Source organism: Clostridium sp. JN-1 (assembly GCF_003718715.1).
Classification (GTDB): Bacteria; Bacillota; Clostridia; order Clostridiales; family Clostridiaceae; genus Clostridium_AV.
This window is the reverse complement of the sequence record NZ_CP033465.1, coordinates 2,179,877-2,203,665: the sequence shown is the minus strand read 5'-3', so window position 1 is coordinate 2,203,665 and position 23,789 is coordinate 2,179,877. Positions and strand designations below refer to the sequence as shown.

24 protein-coding genes and 1 riboswitch are annotated in these 23,789 nt (G+C 31.5%); of the genes, 14 read left to right on the top strand and 10 right to left on the bottom strand.

Annotation, left to right across the window (positions count from 1 at the left end; translation table 11 throughout):
- Nucleotides 1–66: 66 nt before the first annotated feature.
- From lon to EBB51_RS13975, 7 genes are all read left to right on the top strand, one after another.
- The gene (lon, locus tag EBB51_RS10480) at nucleotides 67–2,388 is read left to right on the top strand and encodes an endopeptidase La (RefSeq protein ID WP_123055052.1); all 2,322 of its coding nucleotides are present in this window, start codon (nucleotides 67–69) and stop codon (nucleotides 2,386–2,388) included.
- A gap of 13 nt (nucleotides 2,389–2,401) precedes the next feature.
- Entirely contained in the window at nucleotides 2,402–2,995 is a 594-nt protein-coding gene (gene yihA, locus EBB51_RS10475; protein ID WP_123054419.1) for a ribosome biogenesis GTP-binding protein YihA/YsxC, read from the top strand.
- A gap of 22 nt (nucleotides 2,996–3,017) precedes the next feature.
- Complete coding sequence (locus EBB51_RS10470) at nucleotides 3,018–3,776, top strand: CPBP family intramembrane glutamic endopeptidase (RefSeq protein ID WP_123054418.1); 759 nt, start codon at nucleotides 3,018–3,020, stop codon at nucleotides 3,774–3,776.
- 136 nt (nucleotides 3,777–3,912) lie between these two features.
- Entirely contained in the window at nucleotides 3,913–4,659 is a 747-nt protein-coding gene (locus tag EBB51_RS10465; RefSeq protein ID WP_123054417.1) for a hypothetical protein, read from the top strand.
- Between the two features lie 153 nt (nucleotides 4,660–4,812).
- Nucleotides 4,813–4,995: a hypothetical protein gene (locus tag EBB51_RS10460; RefSeq protein WP_123054416.1), complete on the top strand. Its 183-nt coding sequence runs from the start codon at nucleotides 4,813–4,815 to the stop codon at nucleotides 4,993–4,995.
- Between the two features lie 74 nt (nucleotides 4,996–5,069).
- Complete coding sequence (locus EBB51_RS10455; protein WP_123054415.1) at nucleotides 5,070–5,411, top strand: hypothetical protein; 342 nt, start codon at nucleotides 5,070–5,072, stop codon at nucleotides 5,409–5,411.
- Nucleotides 5,412–5,461: 50 nt separating this feature from the next.
- A complete protein-coding gene (locus tag EBB51_RS13975) occupies nucleotides 5,462–5,587 on the top strand; it encodes a hypothetical protein (protein ID WP_279221790.1) in 126 nt (41 codons plus the stop codon).
- Between the two features lie 119 nt (nucleotides 5,588–5,706).
- Here EBB51_RS13975 and EBB51_RS10450 read toward each other — a convergent pair whose 3' ends face one another.
- From EBB51_RS10450 to EBB51_RS10440, 3 genes are read right to left on the bottom strand one after another with little or no spacing between them, the layout of a single operon-like run.
- The gene (locus EBB51_RS10450) at nucleotides 5,707–5,907 is read right to left on the bottom strand and encodes a hypothetical protein (RefSeq protein WP_123054414.1); all 201 of its coding nucleotides are present in this window, start codon (nucleotides 5,905–5,907) and stop codon (nucleotides 5,707–5,709) included.
- Nucleotides 5,908–5,930: 23 nt separating this feature from the next.
- A complete protein-coding gene (locus EBB51_RS10445) occupies nucleotides 5,931–6,110 on the bottom strand; it encodes a hypothetical protein (RefSeq protein WP_123054413.1) in 180 nt (59 codons plus the stop codon).
- A 36-nt stretch (nucleotides 6,111–6,146) separates the two neighbouring features.
- Complete coding sequence (locus tag EBB51_RS10440; RefSeq protein ID WP_123054412.1) at nucleotides 6,147–6,323, bottom strand: excisionase family DNA-binding protein; 177 nt, start codon at nucleotides 6,321–6,323, stop codon at nucleotides 6,147–6,149.
- Nucleotides 6,324–6,611: 288 nt separating this feature from the next.
- On the opposite strand from EBB51_RS10440, the gene EBB51_RS10435 reads away from it, so the two are divergent.
- Nucleotides 6,612–6,962 carry a hypothetical protein gene (locus EBB51_RS10435; RefSeq protein ID WP_123054411.1) on the top strand — a complete coding sequence of 117 codons (351 nt, stop codon included), beginning with the start codon at nucleotides 6,612–6,614 and terminating at the stop codon, nucleotides 6,960–6,962.
- A gap of 275 nt (nucleotides 6,963–7,237) precedes the next feature.
- Here EBB51_RS10435 and EBB51_RS10430 read toward each other — a convergent pair whose 3' ends face one another.
- From EBB51_RS10430 to EBB51_RS10415, 4 genes are all read right to left on the bottom strand, one after another.
- Nucleotides 7,238–8,080 (bottom strand): PHP domain-containing protein, encoded by an 843-nt coding sequence (locus EBB51_RS10430; protein WP_207667283.1) that lies wholly within the window; start codon nucleotides 8,078–8,080, stop codon nucleotides 7,238–7,240.
- A 234-nt stretch (nucleotides 8,081–8,314) separates the two neighbouring features.
- Nucleotides 8,315–9,883, bottom strand: a complete 1,569-nt coding sequence (locus EBB51_RS10425; protein WP_123054410.1) for a hypothetical protein — start codon at nucleotides 9,881–9,883, stop codon at nucleotides 8,315–8,317.
- Between the two features lie 806 nt (nucleotides 9,884–10,689).
- Nucleotides 10,690–11,643, bottom strand: coding sequence for a transcriptional regulator (locus EBB51_RS10420; RefSeq protein ID WP_123054409.1), 954 nt, complete (start codon nucleotides 11,641–11,643; stop codon nucleotides 10,690–10,692).
- Nucleotides 11,644–11,793: 150 nt separating this feature from the next.
- Nucleotides 11,794–12,735 carry a VCBS repeat-containing protein gene (locus tag EBB51_RS10415; RefSeq protein WP_123054408.1) on the bottom strand — a complete coding sequence of 314 codons (942 nt, stop codon included), beginning with the start codon at nucleotides 12,733–12,735 and terminating at the stop codon, nucleotides 11,794–11,796.
- Between the two features lie 121 nt (nucleotides 12,736–12,856).
- Here EBB51_RS10415 and EBB51_RS10410 point away from each other — a divergent pair, with 121 nt between their 5' ends.
- On the top strand, nucleotides 12,857–14,080 hold the full coding sequence (locus tag EBB51_RS10410; protein ID WP_123055051.1) for an ABC transporter substrate-binding protein: 1,224 nt from the start codon (nucleotides 12,857–12,859) through the stop codon (nucleotides 14,078–14,080).
- A 64-nt stretch (nucleotides 14,081–14,144) separates the two neighbouring features.
- Here EBB51_RS10410 and EBB51_RS10405 read toward each other — a convergent pair whose 3' ends face one another.
- Nucleotides 14,145–14,570, bottom strand: coding sequence for a Fur family transcriptional regulator (locus tag EBB51_RS10405; protein WP_123054407.1), 426 nt, complete (start codon nucleotides 14,568–14,570; stop codon nucleotides 14,145–14,147).
- 818 nt (nucleotides 14,571–15,388) lie between these two features.
- On the opposite strand from EBB51_RS10405, the gene EBB51_RS10400 reads away from it, so the two are divergent.
- The 4 genes from EBB51_RS10400 to EBB51_RS10385 all read left to right on the top strand — a co-directional run bounded on the left by EBB51_RS10400 (nucleotide 15,389) and on the right by EBB51_RS10385 (nucleotide 19,668).
- A complete protein-coding gene (locus tag EBB51_RS10400; RefSeq protein ID WP_190285270.1) occupies nucleotides 15,389–16,744 on the top strand; it encodes a DUF2334 domain-containing protein in 1,356 nt (451 codons plus the stop codon).
- Nucleotides 16,745–17,162: 418 nt separating this feature from the next.
- Nucleotides 17,163–18,488, top strand: coding sequence for an amino acid permease (locus EBB51_RS10395; protein WP_150131724.1), 1,326 nt, complete (start codon nucleotides 17,163–17,165; stop codon nucleotides 18,486–18,488).
- Nucleotides 18,489–18,690: 202 nt separating this feature from the next.
- On the top strand, nucleotides 18,691–19,236 hold the full coding sequence (locus tag EBB51_RS10390; protein WP_123054405.1) for an NADH peroxidase: 546 nt from the start codon (nucleotides 18,691–18,693) through the stop codon (nucleotides 19,234–19,236).
- A 234-nt stretch (nucleotides 19,237–19,470) separates the two neighbouring features.
- Nucleotides 19,471–19,668, top strand: coding sequence for a DUF1858 domain-containing protein (locus EBB51_RS10385; RefSeq protein WP_123054404.1), 198 nt, complete (start codon nucleotides 19,471–19,473; stop codon nucleotides 19,666–19,668).
- Nucleotides 19,669–19,868: 200 nt separating this feature from the next.
- Here the strand turns inward: EBB51_RS10385 and EBB51_RS10380 are convergent, their stop codons facing one another.
- Nucleotides 19,869–21,572 (bottom strand): methyl-accepting chemotaxis protein, encoded by a 1,704-nt coding sequence (locus EBB51_RS10380; RefSeq protein ID WP_190285269.1) that lies wholly within the window; start codon nucleotides 21,570–21,572, stop codon nucleotides 19,869–19,871.
- Nucleotides 21,573–21,592: 20 nt separating this feature from the next.
- Entirely contained in the window at nucleotides 21,593–22,603 is a 1,011-nt protein-coding gene (locus EBB51_RS10375; RefSeq protein WP_243103838.1) for a galactose ABC transporter substrate-binding protein, read from the bottom strand.
- 70 nt (nucleotides 22,604–22,673) lie between these two features.
- Nucleotides 22,674–22,757: riboswitch (cyclic di-GMP riboswitch) on the bottom strand.
- Between the two features lie 297 nt (nucleotides 22,758–23,054).
- Between EBB51_RS10375 and EBB51_RS10370 the strand changes: the two genes are divergently transcribed.
- Nucleotides 23,055–23,744 (top strand): TetR/AcrR family transcriptional regulator, encoded by a 690-nt coding sequence (locus tag EBB51_RS10370; RefSeq protein WP_123054401.1) that lies wholly within the window; start codon nucleotides 23,055–23,057, stop codon nucleotides 23,742–23,744.
- The last annotated feature ends 45 nt before the right edge of the window (nucleotides 23,745–23,789 follow it).

The window sequence follows — 23,789 nt, the reverse complement described above, 5'->3', positions numbered from 1 at the left end:
GAATTATAGTTATGAATATAGTATAAAATTAAATCTTTTAAAGTGAGGGGAAAAGACATGAATAACATGGATAATAATAAAATAGAAAGTCTTCCTCTAATTCCTCTAAGAGGTATTACAATATTTCCATATATGGTCTTACATTTTGATGTGGGTAGGGAAAAATCCATACTGGCTTTAGAACAGGCAATGCTTGAAAATCAGAGAATATTTTTGTCTGCTCAAAAAGAGGCGAAAGTTGAAGAACCAAGTCAAGATGATATATTTAATATAGGTACTATTTGTAATATAAAGCAAATTCTCAAATTACCAGGAGATACAGTGAGGGTTTTGGTCGAGGGGCAAAGTAGAGGAAAGTTACAAAAATATATTGAAATCGATCCTTTTTTTAAAGTTGAAGTTGAAATATTAGAGGATGAAGAATGCGAAAAAGATAATAAGTGTGAAGCACTTGTCCGCAGTATTAAAAAATTTTTTAATGAATATGTTAAACTATCAGGTAATATACCTGTAGAAACATTTATAGCATTAGATGAAATTGAAAATCCAGGAAGATTTGCCGATACAGTTAGTTCTTATCTCATGCTTAAACAGGATAAGAGACAAGAGCTTATAGAAACTTATAATATAGAAGATAGATTAAAAAAGCTTTTGGATCTACTTATAAATGAAGTAGATATTTTAAAAATTGAGAAAAAAATAGGTATAAATGTAAAAAAGAAAATAGATAAAGTTCAAAGAGATTACTACTTAAGGGAACAGCTAAAGGCTATTCAAGAAGAATTAGGTGAAGAAGATGAAGACAAAAAAGAGATAGCTAGATATAAAACTAAGATAAACAAGGCAAAATTACCTAAGGCTGTTAAGGAAAAGGTTCTATATGAATTAGATAGATTAAAAAATAGTGGAAGCTACGCTACTGAAGGTGGAGTTATAAGAACATATATTGATTGGGTACTTGCGCTTCCATGGAATAAAGAAACTAAAGATAATTTAGATATAAAGTCAGCAAGAGAAGTTCTTGAAAAGGAACACTATGGACTTAAGGATGTAAAGGATAGAATAATTGAATACCTTGCTGTAAAAAAAGTAAGTAATTCACTCAAAGGTCCTATATTATGTCTTGTTGGTCCTCCGGGAGTTGGAAAGACTTCTATAGCTAAGTCGATAGCACATGCACTTAATAGAAACTTTGTTAGGATGTCATTAGGAGGAGTTAGAGATGAAGCTGAAATAAGGGGACATAGGAAGACGTATGTTGGAGCTATCCCAGGAAGAATTATATATGGAATGAGGCAGGCAAAGTCTAAAAATCCTTTGTTTTTATTAGATGAAATTGATAAAATGAGTAATGATTTTAGGGGAGACCCTGCAGATGCATTACTTGAAGTATTAGACAGCGAACAAAATAATACTTTTAGAGATCATTACCTTGAGCTCGATTTTGATTTGTCACATGTTTTATTTATAACCACTGCAAATACTTTAGAGACTATACCAAGACCGCTGCTTGATAGAATGGAATTAATAGAAGTTTCAGGATATACGAGTGAAGAAAAATTTCATATAGCAAAGAATCATTTGATAGTTAAAAAGCTTAAGGAACATCAAATAGATGAAAGTAAAATTAAGTTTTCAGATTCATCAATATACTTTATTATAGACAATTACACTAGAGAATCTGGTGTTAGAAGCCTCGAAAGAAGGATATCTTCTGTTATAAGAAAAGCTATAACAGAAATGTTGGAAAAGAATAAAAAGAATATTCTCATAACTGTAACTAAAGTTAAAAGTTACTTGGGACCTGAAATATTCAGTTATGATAAAGTAGATAAAGAAGATAAAATTGGTGTTGTAACTGGAATGGCATGGACAGGATATGGTGGAGATACACTTCCAATAGAAGTGTCTGTTATGCCTGGAACTGGAAAATTGGAGCTAACAGGCAAACTTGGAGATGTTATGAAGGAATCCGCTAAGGCTGGATATAGTTATGTTAGGGCTAATGCACAAAAATATAATATACAAGAAAAGTTCTATAAAGATAAAGATCTTCATATACATGTACCTGAGGGTGCTGTTCCCAAAGATGGTCCATCAGCAGGTGTTACAATGGTAACAGCTATGGTTTCTGCGTTAAGTAAGAGAAAAGTAAAGCATAATGTAGCTATGACAGGTGAAATAACGCTAACTGGAAGGGTATTACCAATAGGAGGACTTAAGGAAAAAAGTTTGGCATCATATAGAGCTGGAATTGATACTATAATAATACCTAGAGAAAATGAAAAAGATTTGAGGGAAATACCAAAGACAGTTAAAAACAATGTTAAATATATACTAGCTGATAATATAGATAATGTATTAGATAATGCTCTAGTTAAGGATTAATGGGGGATTTTATATGGAAATAAAACAAGCAGAATTTATAACGTCGGCGGTATCACCAAGCCAATATCCTAAAGATAATAAAATAGAAATAGCATTTGTGGGCAGGTCTAATGTTGGAAAATCATCATTGATAAATACTTTGACTAATAGACGAAAGCTAGTCAAAGTAAGCAGTACTCCAGGCAAAACTAGGCTTGTAAATTTTTTTCTCATAAATAATAATTTTTATTTTGTTGATTTACCAGGATACGGTTATGCAAAAGTATCAAAGTCAGAGAAGCAAAATTGGGGGAAAGTAATAGAAACATATTTAAATCAAAGAGAGCAGCTTAAGAGGATAATACTCCTTGTAGATTGCAGGCATAAGCCAACACAAGATGATATTACTATGTATAATTGGATAAGATATTATGGATATGATTATACTATAGTTGCAACTAAAGCTGATAAATTAAAGAGAAGTGAGCTTGCAAAAAATTTAAAGATTATAAGAGAGTCTTTAAATGTAGATCCAGAAGATAAAGTATTTACTTTTTCCTCGTTAAAAAAACAAGGAAAAGAGGAACTTTTAGATTTATTTGATGAGGTTATAGATTGTCAAAATTAATTTAAAACAGGGAGATATTGTAGTGATAAAATTAGATATTATAAAAGATGTACTTGTATTTTTATTAGTATATATCCCGCCGCTCATTATCTTTGCTAGGTTTTGGAGGGAGAAGAATAGAAGTACAATTATATTAATTGTAATAACGTTATTTTATATAGTTGGATCTATGTTTACACAAAATTTGCTGCCTTTTATACTTGTAGCATTTGATATTAGATATATTAAGGCTTCAGGTATGTATATTACAAATGAAACGATTCAATACAAGAGAACTATAAGTAATAGATTAAAATTCGACTGCGAAAGATTTAAATTTGGAGGAAAAAACTTTAACGTATTGTTTGCCTTGAAATTTGCTGCTATTTCGTACATTATATCGATGTTTATATTTATTATTGAAACTATGTTACTTTTAAAGGTTAAAGTACAGTTACCAGAGCAAGAAGTGGTTTATTGGATGACCAATATGCCGCTGCGAAAATTCATAATCATAATTCCCGTTATTATAATATTTGCACCTGTAGTTGAGGAATTTGTCTTTAGATGGCTGTTTTTTGAGAAGATATTTAAAGATAGAATAGGTATATACTTGGCTGCATTACTAAGCAGCCTCATATTTGGATTTGCACACTTTAATTTAATGTCATTTCCGATATTAGTGTGGATAGGTATATATAACTGCTATTTAATAGATAAAAAAGGATATTGGTATTCTGTATTTAATCATTTTACATTTAATTTTATGACAACTATTGCCCTTTTAATTGATAAAATTTAAATTAAAACTAAAAAATAATTAAGAGTGTATTTCAAATATTATTTTATTTTGAAGTATGCTCTTTTATTTATGTGTCAAAAAAATTGCTATTAGAATAAAATATTAGGGAATAGAAAGTATTTTAAGGAGGGAAACCATGGAGATAAATCAACTTATAGATATGTTCAATAGTATGCACAATGGAAATGATAGCTGCAGTAGCAATGACAGCTGTGACAACAATGACAATTGTGACAGCGGTAATAGTAATGACAGCAGTGACAGTTGTTTTAATAATAATGGTTGTTTTGGTGGTAACAATAGGTGGATTTTAATATTTTTCTTATTTATTGTTTTTTATAAGGCGTACTGCTGTCGTGGTTCAAGCTGCTGCAAACATCATTATGGAAAAAGAAACTGTAGAAGTGGTAACGGTATAGGTATAGGCATAATTATACTGCTGCTTTTGCTGCTTTGTTCATTCCCAAGTGATGACTGTAAGAATAATTGTATAGAAGAACCAGATGATTGCTCAGAAGAAGATGAATGTGACTGTGATGAAGACAGATGCGATGATAAAGATGAAGATTGTGATGAAGATTATGATGAGGATAAAGATGAAGATTGTGATAGATATGAGGAAGATGATTATAAATATGAAGATAATCCGTATGATGAAGAAGAACAATGCGGCGAGGATCCACGCAATAATGCAGTAGACGTTGATTATGATGAAGATTATGATGAAGATTATGATGAAGATAAAGATCATGATTATGAAGAGGATAGATGCGGTGACAAAGATGATTATGAATATGAGGATGAGCCGTATGATGAAGAGGAACAATATGAAGAAGACAAACCTTGCGATAATGAAGCAGACGATGGTTATGATGATGATTAAGATTATGTAGGTATAGTAAATTACAAGCACAAAATGGATAAATATGAATAATATATACTATAAAAAACTTTTTAATAAAGATAAAGTATTATTTACATGATTTACTTAAGAATTCGAATGGAAAATAAATAGAAAAATTAGGAGGAATAGAAAATGAGTTCTAGAAGAAGAGACGATTGCTGCTGTGATAGAAGAGAAAATTGCTGCTGTGGTATAAGTTGTGAAGGCTTAATTGCTTTAGCTATAATATTAGGATTAGGAGTAATATTCTATAGGGGATTTAATGATGGTATATTTGCAACAGTTATAGTTTTAGCAGCTATATTTGCATTATAAAAATATAAGGACGGATAAAAAATAGGAGAGTCAAAGTTGGGCTCTCCTTAATATAAAAGGAGGTAAATTATATAATGTCTAAACATCGAGAAAGAGGCAGGGGAAATTCATTAAACGATATTCTAAGAGATATAGATATAAATCAGATTATTTCATTGATGTCTGCACTTGGCATGAATAGAAATAACAATAACAATAACAATAATAATAGGACTTCAAATACGGCTACTAATAATAACAAAGATAAAGATGTTCAAGAGTTTGCAAAGCTATTGGCAAATCCTAAGTTTTTAGATATAGTAAATAACCTCTCTAGAAAAGTTAAAAATAAGGAAATGGATGAAAAAACAAAACAAGAAGAGATAAAAAAGGCATTTAATCAAGTAAATGTTTTAATTAAAAAGGATAGAAATTAAAAAAACATATGAAAAATAAAACCCAAGGCCTAAATAAGGGGGGGATACAAATGAGCTGCACTAATTTGATAGCTTTAACTATAATTTTAGCATTAGGTGTAATTTTTTATGGGACGTTTAATGACGGCATATTTGCAACTGTTATAGCTCTAGCTGCGATTGTAACTTTGGCCTAGGTATATATTAAAATAATGCTCCCAAAATTATATTTATATAAAAAGCGCAGCCTTAGAGGGTGCGTCTTAGGGATTTTAATCCCGGAAAAATATCGGCATAGTTTGGTATCTATTACCGGCTAGCCGATTTTTCTTGTTCTGTGGTGGATGTAGAAACCGGTGGGCCAAACTCGCCAATCTGCATACTTCTTTAAAATGGTTTTCTGATTTTTAATGCTGTTAGGGTCACCCTGCAACTCGTCATCTCGTGAGAGATGGCAGTACAGAGCGGTTATTTTATCTTTATTTTTCACAGCAGCATAAGACTGTCTGTTATTCATGTTTACCTCCTTTCCGACAGTTTTCAAGCGGTAGCAGTGACCGCTTCATCATAAGTAACCCATGTGTGTTGGTACTTTTCATTAGTGCCTGTTGCACCGGCACTGGCTGCAAAGGGAATTTTGTTGATACGGTCACCATTTATTTCCTTACGCCAGAGAAACCATATCTTCATATCCATCAATTCCTGCATTGCGTTCGCCATCTTGTCCACCTCCTCTCCGTAAAATTTGCGTTTTCATTATCTGTGTGCCGGGTTTTTGAGCAGCCATTCCTTATAGGCATCAACCGGAATTAAAATCCTTGTACCAATTAGTATGATGGGGAATCCCGGCGATTTTACAAGTTCATAGGCTTTGGGTAGGCTTATGCCCATCTGTGACGATAGCTCCTGCACACTCATGGTCGTTTTCTCCATTTACTCTTTCCTCCTTATCTTGATAGTTGTTTTGGTTTCTACATCCACCATTCGCTACCGTTCTTAAGGCAGCCGCCTATTCGTGGTCTCCTCGTATCCGATTGCAGCAGAGGCGGGCGGCAACACTGCAAAAGTATCTCTTGCGGGTGGACTATTCAGTTGTCAAGGAACTTAAAATCAAGAAGTTTTACAATTTGCTTTTGTTTTCAATGCCATTGTATAATAAAATGTAATCGAAGTATAATTCTCAACGCTTATACATACGATTACATTCAAAGGATAAATGATATGAAAAAATTACCGGTAGAAAATCTTAGTTTTGTTGAAATTGGCGGCGTAGGTGAAATGGTTTATAGAGCTGTGCGATTTCCTGAGTATATTCCTGACTATGACGATGATGGCGAAATAATCAAACCTCTTTTCACAGGGAGTCATGCTCCGGAAAGCAGCACTGATTATTCCTTAACTGGACAGGAGCTATTGGTTAGCCTGTGTAATCTTTACGGGAAATTAAATAACCCAGACAGCACTGTTCAAATTACAAATGCCGTCTGGGATTGCCAAGCAGAGCGTAATCGTAGGAACAGACGAGCAAGCTATGCTCGTAAAAAGGCCGCTGAAGCAGAAAACAAAGAATAAAAATAAGACCTCGCTGCCATGCCCGGTGTGGGTACAGTAATGAGGCCTATTTGTTTGTGATAGCTTATCCGAGTGCCCCTTTTATAAAGGCTATATCCTCCTTGGATTAGCACTGTGATTAATATATAACATTCACATTCTTCAAATTGGCACATAATAACGTCTTCGTTTGGAAAAAGTGGCTAACGTTTCATACCCACATTTTCTCAACTGTTCCTTCGCTGGATCCAGGTTCGTTCCTAAATCATCGGGATAATGAGCATTTGACGATAAAGTCATCGGGATATGATATTTTGCCAGCGTCTGCAAGTGTCAGGGCTTGGGCAGGCTTCTTCTATCGGAGCACGATAGGAAAGCCCTGTATTCAATTCGGTAGCAATATTATGATTCCTCAATGACGAAGCGACCTTTTCATAACAACTTTGCAACAGTTTCTCGTCAGGACGATAACAGAATACTTTCAAATTATCCAAATGTGCTGCTATATCAAATAGCTGTGACTCAATTGCTTGGCAAACATAAGAGGTGTGTATTTTGTATAACTTCATCAAATTTACTTTTTCAAAAATATACGCACCTTCTGGGTTATCAAAACCCCAGCCATTTATAAAATGAACTGAACCTATGACATAGTCCCACGGTTTACATGTGATTAATTTTTCCAGCTCCTCCTCCCCATTTGGAAAGAAATCCGCTTCGATCCCTAGTTTGAGCTGAACCCCTTGTTTTTCCCACTTTTCTTTTTGGGATTGAATAAATTCAATAAACTGATTCATGGACGGTATGACAGATACTTGATTCAACCACTTTCTTTGTATATTTCCTAATTTATCTGATTCGAGATAAATATGCTTTTCATAATAATCCAGAGTATCATGAAATCGATAGAGATGATCCACGATACCAACTTCCTTTGCCCGCTCCAGGTATAAATCAAGCCAATACTCAGAATATTCCTCTTCTTTCACTCTTTTATTTAATTTAGTCATTAGTGATTGCATCCACTTATAAGAATAGGTTTTATCCTTCATGAAGAATTCCAAAGCATTTGCGGTGCGGCCAATCCAATTCGCTGAATAGGGTCCTTCTTCTAAATGAACATGGTAATCTATCTTCAATTGAACACCTCCTTCCTCTTGGCCGCAGAGCAGTTTAGATGATAAATACAACAAGGCACCCTATATCCAGTTTGGTAGAGTGCCTTGTTCGTTTTGCCTTAATTCATATGCGTCCACCATCACGCCGAACTTTAATTATAAGGTTAATCTGTATTCATAGATGGTGAACCTTTAATTTATGGAGAAACTTAGGAAAAAGTAAACACCATCTTAAAAACTTTTCTTTCTTCTATATTAATATGATTTATTTTGGTGATCCAAGCAGGGTCTTTTCTTTTTTGTAAAAAGGATTGCATGTCCCCAGATAATATCAAAGGGAGCTGAAGCAACCTTGGTTTCCTGGTTAAGATACATTCTGATGACTAAAAAAACTTTTTGATTGTTATCAACTCCGTACGCTGATCCTTTGGGGTTGCCAGTACTATAAGGTATAATAATTTCATTGCCTTCTGTGGAGTGTCTTGCCATTTTTACTACATAATAATACTTGCTGTTTTTATTACGTTTAGAAAAATATTCATCTGCGGGGTACTGGAGTTCACTTGTAAACACGGTTCCTGCAACGCCATTCCAGAGCTCATCGCCGTAGAAACTCACGTTGATAAACGTTGCAAATCCCGTTTGAGTGTTATTAACGCCATATATAATCACAAAATCATCATCGGTAGCTAATTTGAAACTTTCCGTTTTAACATAGATCGTATCTCTGTTATCGACCCAAACGTTAACATCTTGTAATATACCCTCATAGGCATCGGGTATTGCGAGATTTAAATCCAAATCTACAATGTCATATTTCGGATTTCCGTATTTACTAATAATTTGATTTCTCAGATAATCCAGCGTATCCCTTGCAGTAGGAATTACCTGGAATTCAGTAGTACATGTCTCCTTTCTTTTAAGCGCTGGTATGGGCCAGGGGTTTACTGGAGCATAGGGCTTTTCAGGGGTAATGCGTAACACTGTAAAATATTTCTCCAGATTATAAATATAATCCCAGCTGATATCCGGATTTTGAAAAATGTTAGCTCTCATGACAAACGCAAAGTGATCTTTGCCCCTTTCCAGTCCCATATTGACCAGACCTATAGGAATATTGTCATTATTCATAATACCAGGGTTAAAGCCAGAATCAGTCAAAGCATCACGCATGTGCTTATTTATTCCTTTGTCAGCAGTGGTAATGATAATTGTGGAAGTGTCAAAAGGATTTCCAGGGGTTCCATAGGGCGTACTATCAGTCCAGATAAAGCTGTTGCTTATTTGATCCCCCATGCTGGCGCCGATATAGTGATAAAAACCGGTGCAGCGGTTGCCAGCTGTAACTGCACCACAGTAGTCTTTTTTAGGCTTATTTTTAACTAACGCCAGATAACTTTTAAAACTAAAGTAAACTGACGGTGGAGGTGTTTGTCCAATTAGAACAATGGCCTCGTCCGGACGCAGCTTATAGTGCAACCCCGGCGTAATAAAATCAAGATTAGGCGGGTAATTATTTGGGTCGTCAGGATCATAGCCTCTTGGTGGTCTCTGCCCAGGTGATGGTTCCTGATTTGGTGCCGGAGGAAGGAGACAGGTTGCATATGGTGCTCCTACAATATTCCCCAAAGCCGTGTCAGATTTACCTTCACTTGCCAGCTTTAGTATATCTATATACCGTAAACTCCCTTTCTGAACAATAAAGCCTCTTTTCTCTAACAATTTAATAAAATATTTGATGCTTCCGTCTTTGCCAAAGTAATATTCATACATAGGTGTATCAACTTTGTTTGGATAGGAGCATCTTCTATTAATATCATTCAAATTAATCACTCCTTTTTTGTAATATTATATGTTGTAATTAAGCAGGGGTGATTTAGTATACAGACCACTATGCAAAATGAGTAATATTTATCACTGCGCAAAATCAAAGCATCTTATGGTCAAGTTTTCATAGAGTACCTTATTTGTTTTATCGTTATGCTTCTACTTCCATTGTAATATTGTAGGTGTCAGCAACTACTTGATAATGCACTGACTTTGGGAATAATACTGTGAATTATTGTGATAATGATGTCTAATGATATGTTAGTACTCAAGATTCAGCTTTTCATACCGCGGCAAAAGCATGTAAGGTTCCTTTATAATTTTTGGATATGCTTCCGATTACCGACGGTTAGAAAGACATTTATTCTGTTCTCTATGATAAAATAAAATTGGGAATTGAAATATATTGATTGGCAGGCAATAAGGAGGATTTTTCTCCGCTAAGCTTACGAAAAATCTTTAATTAAACTTTTGATAGCTCATTTTGTTAAAGCAAAACGAGTTACTTATATAAATTTAAAGATTCTTTTGCGTTAACAAAAAATCAACATTCTCTGTCCTTTCAAATATATCCCTGCGTATGAGTTAAGTTTTAAGCTAAAAGTAATGTAATTTAAGCTGCAAACTAGAAACCATATAATTTATTTTTAGAAAACAAATGGGACCGGTATTAACGGTCCCAAGGGGGATGGGGGGTTATTGACATCAAAATTAAAATTTGATGTCTTAGGAGAATATATCTCCAAATCACATTTATTATATTATCCTATTGTGTATGTTTTATTCATATATAAATAAATTTTTTAATATTTTACATACACATCCTGTAATTCTTTTTTTATTTCTTTTCTTAATTCATCTGGTTCAACGACTTCAGCATATTTTCCAAAACTAAACACCCATGATTTTATATCATCAATATTATTTAAATACATCTCAAGCATTACAGATCCATCCTCTAAATCAGTTATTTTTTGATTTATATGCCACTTTCCACTTTTTATAAAATCAGAAACTTGACTGCAAAACTTTATAATTACTTTAATCTTATCTCCGTTAAATACTGCCCAAAAATTATCTAAGTAATCCTTTAGCGAAAAGTTATGAGGCTTTATGTATATTTCATTTGTAGTTTTTAAACTTTGTATTCTAGAAACTTTTAAAATTTCTATACTGTCTGTACTATGACAATATCCAATTAAATACCATGAACCCATCCTAAATATCAAATCATAAGGATCAATCTTTTTAATAGTTAGATTATTCTTGTTAATAGAAAAGTAATTAATACTTAAACTTTTTCCCTTATTAATTGCATAGTTTATTTTAGATATTTTATCATCTAAATTTTCAAGATTTCCAGCTTGTCTAATATTAAAATTTGAATTCGCGTTTATAAATTTTAATTCCTCATTCTCATTTACTGATAAGTTTTTTATTTTTGATACAGCTGTTTTTAATTCTTTTTCTCTGATAAAGCCATTTTCTTTAGTTAATATTTCTGCTGCCATAAGCAAAGATTCTAATTCTTCACAGCTTAACTTCACAGACCTCATGTGGAATTCTTCATCTATGTAGAAACCACCGTACCTACCTTTCTTGGTATGAACTGGAATATTAGCTTCATTTAAGCTGCTTACATATCTATATATTGTCTTTTTATCTACATTTAGACTTTCCGCAAGTTCTGATGCTGTTGTAAGCCCTTTATATTGTAACGTAATCATTAATTCTATTAAATGAGAAATCTTTGACATACATTTTTACCTCCTGTATGTTATATTAGCTTTTAATTATATCGTAAAATTTAGCAAATCTTTTAGTAAATTTTTAGATATAACTTTTAAAGTTAATTTTATATATGGGGTTTCCAGTTCATGCATTAACTAGAAACCCCATAATACTATCTAAATTAAACTCATTGATGATATTTTAAAGTAATATTTTTTATCACTACTTGGATCAGCTGTTAAAGTTAAGCTCATAGTATAATTTTTAATTGAGTTTTTATCTGTATTTGATATGCCCTTGAAACTTAACTTCCATAATACCTCAGAAGCATCTCCTTTATTTGTACATTTAGTTTCTTTAAAAATTGCATCTTGAAATACGTAAGAGTTATTTTGAGAAGCCATATCTGATATTAAATCAAATTCCTTATCTACTATATTCATACTAAATATATCTCTTGGTATATAATCTTTGTTTTGCGGCAAACCTTGTATAAAGTTGATAAAAGCACATATGCTGTCTTTTCCCATAAATGTTTGATTGGTTTCGTAGTTGTAGTTTTTAAACTTATAATCTAAACATATATAATTATAAGTATATATGTTACCATCTACAAACTTGCCGGATATTACCTTAGGAGTTTTATTGTTTTTACAGTCAATAAATCCCAATATGTTATTTGAATTTGAAAAAATGTTCTCAAATTTATTGGTGTTCCATGAAAATACATATTCAATAGGTTTATCTTTTATGCAGCCTTGAACAAATATTTCGGAAATCTTATCCCTTGATACATCCATAAGAGTTATGTGTACAGGCCAGTAATTGCAAACATCAGATATAGTTTTACAAGAGCTGCTAGGAGCAATATCATATAGTTTGTTTTCAGTTTTTATTTGCAAACAATACTTGCTGTCCATTTTTTTTAGATACAAAGTATCTTTTTTGTTTCCATCACCATCAAAGTCAGATTTTATTGTCTCGGTTTGCGGCATACTGCTAAAAGTTTGAGCAGGCTGCTTTTTTATAAATAGCATTAATGTTAATATAAGAAAAACCAATATTAATAATAAAATGTAAATATGTTTTTTCTTTAGAAATAATACCCTAAGTTTCATATATTCCACCTCCACTTAATTATATGAACGTATTATATATTTAATTAATATGTAAAAACTAAATTTAAAGATGACTGTTTAACTTAAAAAGGTTGTAAAGGAGGAAGAATACTTGAATTACATGAAAAAGTTGTTAGCATTTTTTTTATGTATAATATTTCTAGTTAGCGCTGGTGGATGCAGTAAATCAAAAGCTTCTAAAGATGAACAGCAATTTAGTCTATATATTGACACAAAAGATAAAGCATCTCAAAATACGTTGAAGTTTATAATAGATGAATACAAGAAGAAGAATCCTAAGGTTAAAATTTTAGCAAGCAATGTTATAGGAGATAAGATAGAAGATCAAATAAGTAAGTCTTCAGATATTGATTTAGTATGTGTTTCTAGAAATGACATGATTAAAATAATTCAAAAGGGATTATTAAGCGATATGGGAAGTTTTTATAGTGAAAATAAAATAAATGATAAGTATTATACTGCTGTCAATGCATATGGAAGGTTTAAAGATAAGTACTATGGTGTTCCAATAATGCCTTATACTATAGAAATATTATACAATAAAAGTAGTTTCAGCAGCCTTAATTTGAAACCACCTAGCAATATAAATGATATGAAGGAAGTTTTAAAAAAGTTAAATCAAGCATCTATAAGAGTCCCGGTGGTTTTAGGTGAAGATATGGATATAAACAGTACAGCCTTGTCCATAATAGTAAATAATAATATTAGCATGAGGAAGCTGGAGAATAGTTACGATAATATGGAATCATATAAAAATTTAACTGAAATGAAGTCTGCTTTTAGCAGTATTCAAGATTTAATAAAGGAAGGAGTTATAAATAAAAATACTTTTGAAATTGGAAATGAAAATAGTATTAAAAAATTTAATAATGGAGATATTCCAGTTATAATAACTTCTTCATATTATATTAAGAATCTTATAAATAATAAAAATATTTCAATGGTAGAGTATGTAAATGACTCTTCATCAAAAGTAAATGTCCCTGTTATTTGTAATTCAATATTGTGTATGTCAATAAATACTAAAAACAATGAAGAAGCAGCTAAATTTATGAAATTTGCTTCAAGTGACGAACTATCTAAAACACTTGCAAGTAAGGGATATATAACTGGTAATAAGAAAGCTGATAAAGTATTTAAAGATAATATAAATAAGAGTATAATAAATCAGTTATCGGAAAGTACTGAAAACAATGTGTTATATATATATAATGTTCCTGAAAAACTAAAGAACAGCATATCAAGTCAATTGGAGCAGATGCTGAGCGGAAAAACTTCGGCAGACTTATGGGATTATATAATAAAAGATGCATATAAACAATAAAATGATATTTTAATATGTATAAAGAGGCTGTCTTTAAATGTAAAAACGGCCTCTTAAGTTTAAATTAATCTTTTTTAAGTTTGTCCTGGCAAGACTTACAAATACCATAAAAGTAAACTTGGTTTCCAATAACGTTATAGTCAGTAAAGTCTTTTACTTTATCATTTAAGTCAGAAAAGTAAATTCCATCTATATCATCGACTTTGCAGCACTTTATACAGTGTATATGTGGATGAGGTATTACATTTGCATCATATCTAAAATTGCCTTCACCTACGTTAATTTCCTGTATTAATCCAACTTCAGATAATGTCTTTAATGCTTTATAAACTGTTGCAAGACTCATTGTAGGGTAGTCTTTTTGAAGAGCTTTGTAAATTGTTTCAGCAGATGGATGTTCTTTAGTTGACATTAAATATTTATATACTGCAATACGTTGAGGAGTAAGCTTTAACTTTTTTTCCCTAAAAATAGTAGCTAAATTATTCATAGACACCACCCTTAATCTTAATTAAATATAGAATATAATAAAAATGATTATTTGTCAAAAGGTATTTCATATAGATAATCATTATTGAGTTCTTAGTTTGCGACTTAAATTACACTCCGGGATATTTTTAAAATAAAAACAGAGGACAGAGGACATAGGACAGAGGACAGTGAAGGAGGATTTTTGATAGCTCGTTTCACTGAAGCGAAACATTGCTAGGGCAAACGCATATAAGATTTTAGGGCGCAGCCCTTTTATTTTTATGGCTTAATCAGTATAATCTAGCATATAAAGCAAGATTTATCGTTGAGTTAAGAAGTAAGGGTGAAAAAGTAAGAGGTAAAAAATAAGAAGTAATAGTTGTGGTGAAAATTCGACCTTGCTGAATTTTTTCATAAACTCTTACTTTTTACCTGTTAGTTCTTACATAAATAACAAATTCCAATTGAAAACATACCTTTATATTTAAGAACCTACAATATGAAGATGCGTTTGCCATGGAAACACTGCTAACTTATATAAATTTAAAGATTTTTTTGCGTTAGCAAAAAATCAACCTTCTCTGTCAATTGTCCTCTGTCCTCTGTTTTTTTTTATGTTTTGGGATTGATTTTTATTGAAATTATGATAGAATTATATGTAATGTTAAATAATTAACAAGTAAATTTACATTCGTTCGTTTCTCTGAATAAAGGAGATATCCTCACAAAATAATTTTAAAAAATTATTTTTGGGTATCTCCTTTATTTATAATTTATTTTTTACAGTAAATAATATAAATGAATTTTAATATTGAATATTTGTTAAGAGGAGATACGATGAAGAAAAGTAAAAACATTATTTTAAGTTTATTTGCAGTTATATTAACTTTAAGTGTTATCTTTTTTGCATTTCATAAAAAGGCAGCATATAGTAAAAATAGTGTACGAATTGATGATTTTTCAGATTTTTCAGGACTTAATATGGAAAAAGCTAATATTAAAATAAGGTTTGAAAATAAGGACTTGAGTTTAAAGTTACCTGTATATGTTGAAAAAAATAGATACTATATACCATTAAACGAAGTTATGCAAAAAACTAATGGTAAATGTTCAATTGATAATAATAAAATATATTTAAAAAATTTTAAATGCAGTGGTCAAATCGATTTAAATAAAAACACATTTTTAAATGATGGTGAAAGCATAAAGCTAAATAAAAATATAATTATAAAAGATAATATTGCATACATGAATTTATTTGATTTTTCAAGAATTTTTGACTTGAAAGTATTTTGGGATATTCCTCAAATGACATTGTCTTTGTATAACAATAAGGAAGTTTTACATACTGAAAAAAATATTCAAAGTGATAAAATGTCATTTTTAAGATTGGAGGATATTACTGCAGGAGGGATTTATTCTTCACCAGAAGCCCTTCAAAAGCTTAGAATAATATCAGATTATTTATATGAAAAAAATGTACCTTTTCATGCTGCCTGGGTTCCAAGGTATGTTAATCCAAGCCGCGGTATTGATAATGATGTTTCAAAAAAGAATAGTATCTATAATGCCGATTTTGTATATACATTAGATTATTTCATATCTAGAGGTGGAATAATAGGTGCACATGGGTATACGCATCAATATGGTAATGCAGAGAGTGTTGATGGAATAGAATTTTCAATGGGCAGCAGGGATAGTATACCTAAGGATAGTACATATGCTCAAGAAAGGGTTAATGATGCTGTTAAAGTATTCAATGACTTAAATATAAAATGTAGTTTCTTTGAAGTGCCGCATTATGCAATACTGCCGCGCCAGATGGATGTAATAGAAAAGAATTTTGATTATATATATGAACCTTATTCAAGGGACGGTGGAGTAACAGAATATAAATATGTAGTTAGAATCAATAATAACGGTAGAAATGTTTTATACATTCCAACTCCTCTCAACTATGTAGATGGTAAAAAAGATTGTAATAATATGATAAATAAAATAAGAAATTTAAATGATAAAAATATTGCAAGTTTTTTTTATCATCCATATATAGAATTTGAAGATATCACTTTAAAAAAAGATAGTAATGGATATATAGATTATAATTACTCAGAACACTCTGTATTGCATAGTGTTATTGATGAAATTTATAAAAAAGGCTATAAGTTTTATAAAATATATGATATAAAATAGCCATTAAATTAAATATGATGTAAAAGCTTATGAATTGTGAAAAAGATTTTTAAATTTATAGGCTTTTTTTATAAAATAAACTAAAAAAGGAGAAATGCAGGTGAAGCAAGATAAAATGACTAATAATTATGCATGCATATTATACTTATGCAATAAATTATCCATTTGTGCATATTACATTATTGCAATTTAAATCAATATATATGTATGTTATTATATAAATATTTAAAAATATAATACTAAATTCATAAATTTAATGGGAAAATTTAATTAAGTTTTTAATTTATATGATAAATTAAAAATGTGTATATAAATACAGTTTTATAGTCGATTTTGCTTGATTTAAACGACAAATAATGATAATATTTTTACAAATGAATTTATATTTTATTTTAATATGATGGAGGTGTTTTATGGAATGAAAGACAATGAGTTGAAAAAAGAAATTGGACTTATACCCGCTCTTGCAATCGTTATAGGCATAGTTATAGGCTCTGGTGTGTTCTTTAAGCCTAAAGCTGTATTTACCGCAACAGGTGCTCCAGGATTAGGTATGATTGCATGGATATTAGGTGGAATAATATCCATAGCAGGCGGACTAACTGCAGCTGAAATTTCAGCAGCAATACCTAAAACTGGCGGTATGGTAGTCTATCTAAAAGAAACATATGGTGATATTTGGGGATACCTCCTAGGATGGGCACAGACAGTTGTATATGTTCCTGCAAATATAGCAGCACTGGCAATTATACTTGCTACACAAGCAGTTTCATTATTATCTATGGGTGATTCAATGATAATCCCAATTGCAATTATAGTTACTGTATTTTTATTTATTATGAATTTGCTTGGATCTAAGACAGGGGGAGCAATACAAACTATATCCACAGTTTGTAAGTTAATTCCACTATTTGCTATTATAGTAGTAGGACTTATGCACGATGGTGGAGGTACGGTTAGACTTCTACCAATTACAGCAGTTAACCATCCAATAACAACTAGCTTGGGTTCAGCAATTGTAGCAACAATGTTTGCTTATGATGGATGGATAAATGTTGGTGCCATAGCAGGTGAAATGAAAAATCCTGGTAAGGATTTACCAAGGGCAATCATAGGTGGATTGTCATTGGTTATGGCTGTTTATGTAATAATAAATGTCGCATATTTATTTGTACTGCCAGCATCTGCACTTGCAGCAACTTCAACTCCTGCAGCTGATGTTGCCAAGATACTCTTTGGACCAGCTGGTGCCAAGATTATAACTATAGGTATATTAATATCTGTTTTTGGTACAATAAATGGATATACACTTACAGGAATGAGGATACCTTATGCAATGGCACTTGAAAACAAGTTACCTGGAAGCTCATGGTTATCAAAACTAACACCAAACTCAAAAGTACCAGTAAATAGCGGTATATTAATAACAATCATATCAATAATATTTATATTTTCAGGAAAGTTTGATCAACTTACAGATCTTTTGATATTTGTAATATGGATATTCTATACAATGACATTTGTAGCTGTAATAGTTTTAAGAAAGAAACAGCCGGACCTTTATAGACCATATAAAGTGCCGCTTTACCCGGTAGTGCCTATTATAGCTATATTAGGAGGATTTTATATAGTATTTAATACATTATTTACTCAACCTTTAAATGCAGGCTTAGGCCTTGGACTTACACTTATAGGATTACCTATTTATTTTATAAGAAAAAATAAATTTACGGATACTGACTAATACTATTGCTTTAAAAATTGTTTTAAGGATTATTAATCTTTAAAACAATTTTTTTTTTATAAAATTTATGAAATATGTGTTGACAAATATAAATAATAATAGTAAACTAAAAACATAGTAAATAACAGTTATTAATTAATAGAAAATATCAGATAAAAAATAATATTTTAAAATTATAAATTTAATTAGGAGGAATATGAAAATGAAAAAATTTGTTTGTTCAGTATGTGGATATGTTTATGAAGGAGAAGAGGCACCAGAAAAATGCCCGCAGTGTGGAGCTAAAAAAGATAAGTTTGTAGAAAAAGTTGAAGGTGAAATGGCTTGGGCAGATGAACACAAGGTAGGTACAGCTAAAGGAGTAGATAAAGAAGTTGTAGAAGGCTTAAGAGCTAACTTTACAGGAGAATGTTCAGAAGTTGGAATGTACCTTGCTATGAGCCGTCAAGCAGATAGAGAAGGATATCCAGAAGTAGCAGAAGCATATAAGAGAATAGCTTTTGAAGAAGCAGAGCATGCATCTAAATTTGCAGAAATGTTAGGAGAAGTTGTAGTTCCTGATACAAAGAAAAATTTGGAAGTAAGAGTTGAAGCAGAACGCGGTGCTTGCCAGGGTAAAAAGGATTTGGCAGCATTGGCTAAAAAGTTGAATTATGATGCAATACACGATACAGTTCATGAAATGTGCAAAGATGAAGCAAGACATGGATCAGCATTTAGAGGTTTATTAAACAGATACTTTAAATAAAAATGTTTTTACAAAATTAAAATAGGGAGCTGTTGTAAAATGAAGTTTGCAGCAGCTGCCATTTTTAATTTGTTTATTTTTACTATATAGTCTGCATGTAATAGTTACATCGAATGTTACATTAAGTTTAAGCAAAAAATATTGCATTTTGATTTGTAAAAAAACAAAATATGAGATAATATAATTTATAGTATGATTACATACTATAAATAAAAGGAGAAAAGAGGTATTAACATGGAAAAGATAAATAAAGATATGACAATTGGTGAAGTCGTTAGAATGGATCCTCAAAATGCACAAACTTTAATGGTATTTGGAATGGGATGTGTTGGCTGTCCTTCAGCTCAAGCTGAGACATTAGAAGAAGCAGCACAAGTTCACGGCATAAATATTGAAAACTTATTAAAAGCTTTAAATTCCGTAGAGGCATAAAAATATAGGCTATAGGGACACAGTTTCCTATAGCCTTTTTACTTACATATTATAAAAAAATGCGAAGTATTTTTAGAGAACATAGGACAAAGTCAGAGGACAGAGGACAGGGGACATAGGACAATGAAGGAGGATTTTTCTGCGCTGCGCTGCCATAGCCATCAAGCTAATAATGCAATTTTTAAGCTTCTGTTATTGCATTAAATTTTAAATTTATTCACAGCTTCTTTAAGCTGTCCTGATAAATTGGCTAGATTCTGACTAGAAGAAGTTATTTCTTCCGTAGAAGCATATAGTTCTTCAGTTTCTCCAGATACTGTTTGGCTTTGGGAAGCAGTATCTTTCGATATGTTATCAATTGTCACTACATTTAAAACAATTTGTTCACTGCCTTCTGCAAGCTGATGCAGCGTTTCTGAAATAATTTGGATTTGCAAAGAAACGTCATTTACAAGCTTCAATATTTCATTAAATGAATTCCCCGCATTATTTACTATTTTCGTACCAGTATTTACATTATCCATACTGCTTTTCATGGAAGTGGCAGCCCCTCGAATATTTTCTTTAACTTGTTGAATAAGTTTTGCAATTTTATCTGCAGATTTACTCGATTCTTCTGCAAGTTCACGTACTTCTTTTGCTACAACTGAAAATCCTTTTCCCTGCTCTCCAGCACGTGCAGCCTCGATAGATGCATTTAAAGCCAATAAATTGGTTTGATCCGCAATGTCTGAAATAGCATTTACAACTTCTCCAATAGCCGCAGAATCGCGATTAAGTTTTTCCACTGAATCTTTTACTATTTCCGTTGAATTTTTAATGGATTCCATCTGGCTAACAGCCTGTAATATAACATCACTGCCATTTTTAGCTGCAGAAGATGCATTATTTGCAGCATTTGCTACTTCCTGAGAATTAGCTGCTACTTCCTGAGAACTTGCCGAAATTTGCTCAACTACTGCAGATACTTCTCCTGAAGATTTAGATTGATTTTCAGCTCCTTTAGCCACCTTGTTAATAGCATCCTTCACATGTCCTACAGTCTCGTTTAATTGATGGGCGTTATTATAAAGTTCTTCTGAAGATGCAGTTACATCATTAGAAACATTTAGAACCAGTCTTACAATATTTTTTAAATTTTGTGCCATTATATTAATTGAAGCAGCCAGTTCTCCTATTTCGTCCTTTTCTTCTATTTTTATAGGTTCAACTACCAGATTTCCACCAGCTATCTGTCCAAGGGAATCTACACACTTATCAAGTCTTAATACAATTTTATTAGAAATTTTCATTGCTGCAAAAATACCGGCTGCAATACTTATTAAAAATATAATACCCATAATCCATCTTGCACTAGAGCCCGCATTTCTAGTCTGTGCCCATGCGTTACTTGTAATTTCATTTATCATATTACTAAGTTTAATATACACATATTTATAATCATCCATATATACTTTCCCATCTTGCAGCCTATCTCTTGCTATTTGAACTTTTCCCGATTTAACTAAGTCTATTTGATCTTTAAAATAATTATCTATTACTTCAACATTTGGTATAACTTCATTTTTTATAGTAATGGCTAAATTATCATCTACATGATAATAATTTTTTATACTTTCTATATCCTTTTGAATATTTTTTTCACTTAAATTATAGGACTCCAAAAATCTATCATCTCCATCGCTGGCAATATACCCCCTAACTCCTGATTCTTCACTTACAAGTTCACTGCTAATTTGAGACATAATGTTACCTATTGGAATAATATCTTTTGAAACCCTGTCTGTAGATTTTTCAATACGGTTAAAATTATAAAAAGCACCGATTGTAGCTAAAAACATCATTATCAGAATAATACTAAATCCTACAAAAATTTTAGTTTTAACTTTTACATCCTTTATCACAATACTATCCCCCATTAATTTTATTTTGCATCTTGAACATTTCCTTTTGTAATCATTTTGTAATTAATCCATACGTATTTTCCATCTGTAATCTTATACTTAAAATTACTTTCATCGGGAGTTTCCCCATTAGAAAGTACATATGATAAATCAAAAACAGCATCACCCTGTTTTGCAGCATCGTTTAAAACAGTTCCGAGAAGGGTACCATCTTCAACAGCTTTAACTGCCGGTGCCGTAGCATCTACACCTGCTACAGGTACATATTTTCCTCCATTAAAATATCCAGCTGCTTTTAGGGCATCAACAGCCCCAAGGGCCATGTCATCATTGTTTGCTATTACACAATCAAAATTTTGGCCGTATGACGAAATAAACGAGGTCATTTTTTCCTGGGCCTTTGTACGATCCCACATAGCAGTGTCTTCTGCCACCTTTTGCACCTTAAAGCCTGAATCTTCAAGAGCTTTTATAGAATATTTCGTTCTCTCTTCAGTATCTTGATTTCCCGTTTCCCCTTTTAGCATAATATATCTAATAGTGCCATCTTGAGTAGGATGATCTTTAAAATAATTTGCAAGCATTTGACCCTGTATTGTTCCGGATTGCTCTGCTTTAGCACCTACATAGTAAATCTTATTCCATTTTTCAATATCTTCTTTTTTAGGTTCGCGATTTACAAATACTATAGGTATATTTGCTTTTTTAGACTTTTCAATAATCTGTCCTGCAGCATTAACATCTACTGGATTTACAACAAGTGCCTTAACTTTTCTACTTATAAAAAGATTTATCTTGTCATTTTCAGTTGTTTGAGAATTATCTCCATTCCAAATATCAACTCGAGCCTTTCCTTTAGATACCTTATACACTTCATTTTTAAGTTCAGTTATCCATGTGTTATTAAACTCATAGGCAGCAAAGCCAATTGTAGGTTCATTTTCATTTAAAGATGAAGAATCTGAACAGCCTGTCCCTAAAATAGTAATTAATAAAATAATGACAGCAATTAACTTTTCGTATCCATTCACGATTAAAACCTCCTTAGAAACATATAAATTCTTTTATATAAACAATCTGCCAATAATCGATTATTTCTAATCAATTATTGGCAGGTTGCACCACTAACTCTAAATTCTCCAGGTGCCCAATTATGGAGAATTTTTCATCGTTTCCAATTTTTATGAATATAACAACATCTATTTGTAATTTTACTGCTAAAATTACAAATAATCAACAAAATAAAGTCAAAAACAGAGATTTAGCATCTAAATCTCTGTAATTATATTACTTAGCTTGATGGCCTATGGCTGTGCTGCGAAAAATCAACCTTCATTGTCCTATGTCCTTTGTCCTCTCAAAAAATTGCAGTTATATTTAGCACATAATTGACATTACTATTCTAATACTATAATATAATTTATATTAGTGAGCAGTCACTCATGATTACAATATCAAAATAAAAGGGGATAGCACGATAAAATGGACAACAATTATAAAGATGTTATAGAAAATTTGTTTAAATTTAAAGATTCTATGCCTGAAGAAATGACAAAACGACAGTGGGATATATTGGAGGCTTCAGTAAAAGTTTTTTCAAAAAAAGGCTTTGAAGGAAGTAGGACAAGCGAAATAGCTAAAGAAGCTGGAGTTGCTGAAGGAACCATTTTTAGATATTATAAAAGTAAAAAGGATTTACTCATAAGTCTTTTAATTCCTTTAATTATAAACTTTCTTAGACCATTAATATCAGATCCTATTGAAGAAATAATTGAACAAGAAAAACAAAAATCTGTAGGGGAAGTTTTAAAGGATATGATACAAGATAGGTTAGAACTTATAGATGAAAATTTACAGTTAATAAAAACTGTATTTGTTGAATCCATTTATCATGAAGAGCTTTTAAAAGAAATGCAGAATTATATAATACCTAATGTTGCAGCTTTTTTAAATGAGTTCGTAGAGAAAAATATAGCTGATAACGTTTTTAGAAACAAAGATCCTAAAGTTGTTACGAGAACCATAGTGAGTTTGTTACTAGGCTATGTTGTGCTCAGCAAATTTTCACCTCAATATTTTGCAAACGATGATCAAAGTAAAGACGCAGGAGAAATTGTTGATTTATTTTTAAATGGTATAATTTATAAAGATAAAAAAGAGAGCAGTGATTAAATATTAAGATAAGTTTTAGTATTAACAGGGAAATCAGCAATTGCT